The sequence below is a fragment of the Microbacterium sp. HMWF026 genome (assembly GCF_003061325.1).
In the GTDB taxonomy this organism is placed as follows: Bacteria; Actinomycetota; Actinomycetes; order Actinomycetales; family Microbacteriaceae; genus Microbacterium; species Microbacterium testaceum_E.
This window is the reverse complement of the sequence record NZ_QAJB01000202.1, coordinates 1-2,918: the sequence shown is the minus strand read 5'-3', so window position 1 is coordinate 2,918 and position 2,918 is coordinate 1. Positions and strand designations below refer to the sequence as shown.

General features: G+C 73.0%; 4 protein-coding genes. 3 read left to right on the top strand and 1 reads right to left on the bottom strand.

Annotated elements, in window-relative coordinates; genetic code table 11:
• Nucleotides 1-957, bottom strand: a 957-nt coding sequence (locus DBR36_RS08435; RefSeq protein WP_258222637.1) for a sensor histidine kinase, incomplete at its 3' end; no start/stop codon positions are given.
• 151 nt (nt 958-1,108) lie between these two features.
• On the opposite strand from DBR36_RS08435, the gene DBR36_RS08430 reads away from it, so the two are divergent.
• The 3 genes from DBR36_RS08430 to DBR36_RS08420 all read left to right on the top strand — a co-directional run.
• The gene (locus tag DBR36_RS08430) at nt 1,109-1,609 is read left to right on the top strand and encodes a small multidrug efflux protein (protein WP_108318492.1); all 501 of its coding nucleotides are present in this window, start codon (nt 1,109-1,111) and stop codon (nt 1,607-1,609) included.
• A 73-nt stretch (nt 1,610-1,682) separates the two neighbouring features.
• Complete coding sequence (locus tag DBR36_RS08425; protein WP_108318490.1) at nt 1,683-2,393, top strand: histidine phosphatase family protein; 711 nt, start codon at nt 1,683-1,685, stop codon at nt 2,391-2,393.
• The coding region (locus tag DBR36_RS08420; RefSeq protein ID WP_308810944.1) for an NAD(P)H-hydrate dehydratase at nt 2,386-2,918 on the top strand (533 nt) is incomplete at its 3' end. The genes DBR36_RS08425 and DBR36_RS08420, both read left to right, overlap by 8 nt.

Sequence of the window (2,918 nt, the reverse complement as noted above, 5' to 3'; positions counted from 1 at the left end):
TGCCGACACCCCGCCGCCGTGCTTGAGCACATTCGTCGTGGACTCGCGGACGACCGGCCCGAGCACGTCCGCGGGGGCGTCGACGGCCGCGGTGTCGACGAGCAGGTCGACGGTCAGGCCGGCGGCGCGCAGCAGGTCGGCGGCGTTGGCGAGCTCATCGGGAAGGGGCACTCCGCGGAACCGCGCGGCCAGGTCGCGGGTACCGCGTCGGGCGTCGTCGACGCTCGCGCGGGCCGCGCGCACCTGTTCGACGGCGGCATCCGGGTCGCGTCCCATCATCTTCTCGGCGAGTTCGAGCTGCAGGGCGATCACCTGCAGGTGGTGCCCCTGCAGGTCGTGCAGGTCGCCGGCCAGGCGCAGGCGTTCCTGGGCTGCGGCGAGGCGCCCCTCGGCGCGGCGGGCGCGGTCGAGCTCGCGCACGATGTCCCACCACCACAGCGAGGTCGCGGTCAGCACCGGCAGCAGGGCGACGAAGAACGGCAGCGAGAACACCGAGATGTACCCCTGCGGGTTCACGCGCGTCGCTTCGATGAACCACACGACGACGATCACCGCGATGGACAGCACTGCCAGGCGCAGGCGCACGCCCCCGCGCCATCGGACCAGGCACAGCGTCTGCGCGACGTAGCCCACCCCCAGCAGCGGCGACCCGGCCGAGACCCCCATGACCACCGCCGACCCGACGCCGACGGCGACGAGCGGCCACACGGGCCGACGCGCGTCCCGGTCGCCGTCGTCGAGGGGCTCCCGGCGGTAGTGCACGAGCAGAAAGACAGCGGATGCCACCGACCCGGCCACGCCGACCAGGTTGAGCACGAGGGCGGCGAGGCTGCCGTCGACGAAGACGGCCAGCGACCAGAGCAGCGCCGCGAAAGCGTGGAGGAACACGATCGACGACGCCGTGTACCACCAGGTCACGCGCACGTCGCGGGCGTAGGCGGCGGTGGAGGAGCTCACCCCGGCCACTGTACGGCCGTGACATTCGTCACGGTCGCCCCGCCGCATCCTCCCGATCGGTCATGACATCGCGGCACTGCCGCCGTCCGCCCGTCGCCGATGGGATGGAACAACCGCGGAGACGCCGCGGATCCGTCCCCCAGGAGCAGTCATGTCCAATCCCGTCAGCGATCTCGTCCTCGGCTTCCAGGGTCTCGTGGCCGACGTGCCCGACCTCGTGCAGCCCCTCATCGTCGCCCTGGCCGGCGCGGTGCCCTTCATCGAGGGCGAGGGTGCCGCCGCGATCGGCATCATCGGCGGCATCCCGCCGGTCGTCGCCGCCCTCGCCGGCGCGGTCGGAAACCTGCTGTGCGTCGCGGTCGTCGTCCTGGTGACCTCGCGCGTACGCACCGCCGTCACCACCCGTCGCGGTGGGGGTGCGCAACCGGTGTCGGCGCGACGCGAGAAGTTCGAGAAGGCGTACCACCGCTACGGCACCCCGGGGGTGAGCCTGCTCGGCCCGCTGCTGCTGCCCACCCAGTTCACCGCCGCCGCCCTCACCTCGACCGGCGTGCCGCCCCTCCGCGTGCTGGCGTGGCAGGCCGCCGCGATCGCCCTGTGGACCACGGTGATCACCGTGCTCGCGCTGGGCCTCATCCGCTTCGCGGCCTGAGGGGCCCTGCAAATCCCGGGCCGCGGTGTCAACGCCCGCGCGCGAATGACGGTATGCGACTTAGCGTCCCGCCATGGCAGTAACCCGACTCTGGCTCGTCCGACACGGTGAGAGCGAAGGGAACGTCGCGGCGTCGAGGGCGGAGCGCGAGGGCTCCCCCGTGATCGCGCTCGACGCGCGCGACGCCGACGTCGAGCTCTCCCCCGTCGGCCGCGAGCAGGCCGCCGCCCTCGGCGCGTGGGTGCGTTCGGTCGAGAAGACCATCGACGAGTACTGGTCGTCGCCGTACCGGCGCGCGTTGCAGACCCTGTCGATCGCGGTGGGGCCCTCGGCATCCGGAGCCCTGGTCGACGAGCGTCTGCGCGACCGCGAGCTCGGCATCCTCGACCTGCTGACCTGGAAGGGCGTGCAGGAGCTGCACCCCGAAGAGGCCGCCCGACGCCGCCACCTCGGCAAGTTCTTCCATCGGCCGCCGGGCGGGGAATCGTGGGCCGACGTCGTGCTGCGGCTGCGGTCGTTCCTGGGCGAGGCGCTCGACCGACCCGGCCCGACCGCGCTCGTCGTCGCGCACGACGCGGTCATCATGCTCGTCCTGTACGTGCTGCTCGATCTCGACGAGGCGAGGCTGATGGCGTTCGCCGCGGGGCACACCGTGCGCAACGCGTCGGTGACCGAACTCGTCCGCGACGACGAGGGGTGGCGGCTGGTGACGTTCTCGTCCGTCGATCATCTGCACGAGCAGGGCGCCGACGTCACTGTCCACGCCGGAGACGACGATGCCTGAGGACGTGACCCTGGCCTTCCTGCGCGAATGGGGCGCTCCCGACGCGGGCGGATCCAAGAAGTCCCGCGGCCAGGTCGTCGTGGTCGGCGGCTCGCCCCGCTCCTCCGGCGCGGTGCTGTTGTCGGGCGAGGCGGCGCTGCGCGTGGGCGCGGGTCGCGTCGGCATCGCCGCCCCCGCCGCGCTCGCGCCGCACCTGGGTCCGGCGTTCCCCGAGGCCGGGGTCTACGCGCTGCCGACCGGGTCGGATCCCCTCGACGACGCCCTTCGCTCGGCCCTCGAGTCGGCGGATGCCGTGCTGCTGGGGCCCGGATTCGACGACCCGGATGCCACCCGCGCGGCGTTGCTGGCGGTGACCGGCGCCGAGGTGCAACGGCTCGTGCTCGACGCGTTCGCCCTCGGCATCCTGCCCTCGTTCGACCGCGACCTGCTGCCCGACGACCTGCTCGTCAACGCCAACGAAGAAGAGGCGGCCCTGCTGCTCGAGCGCGACCTGGGCGAGGACCGCGCGGCCGACGTCGTCGAGAT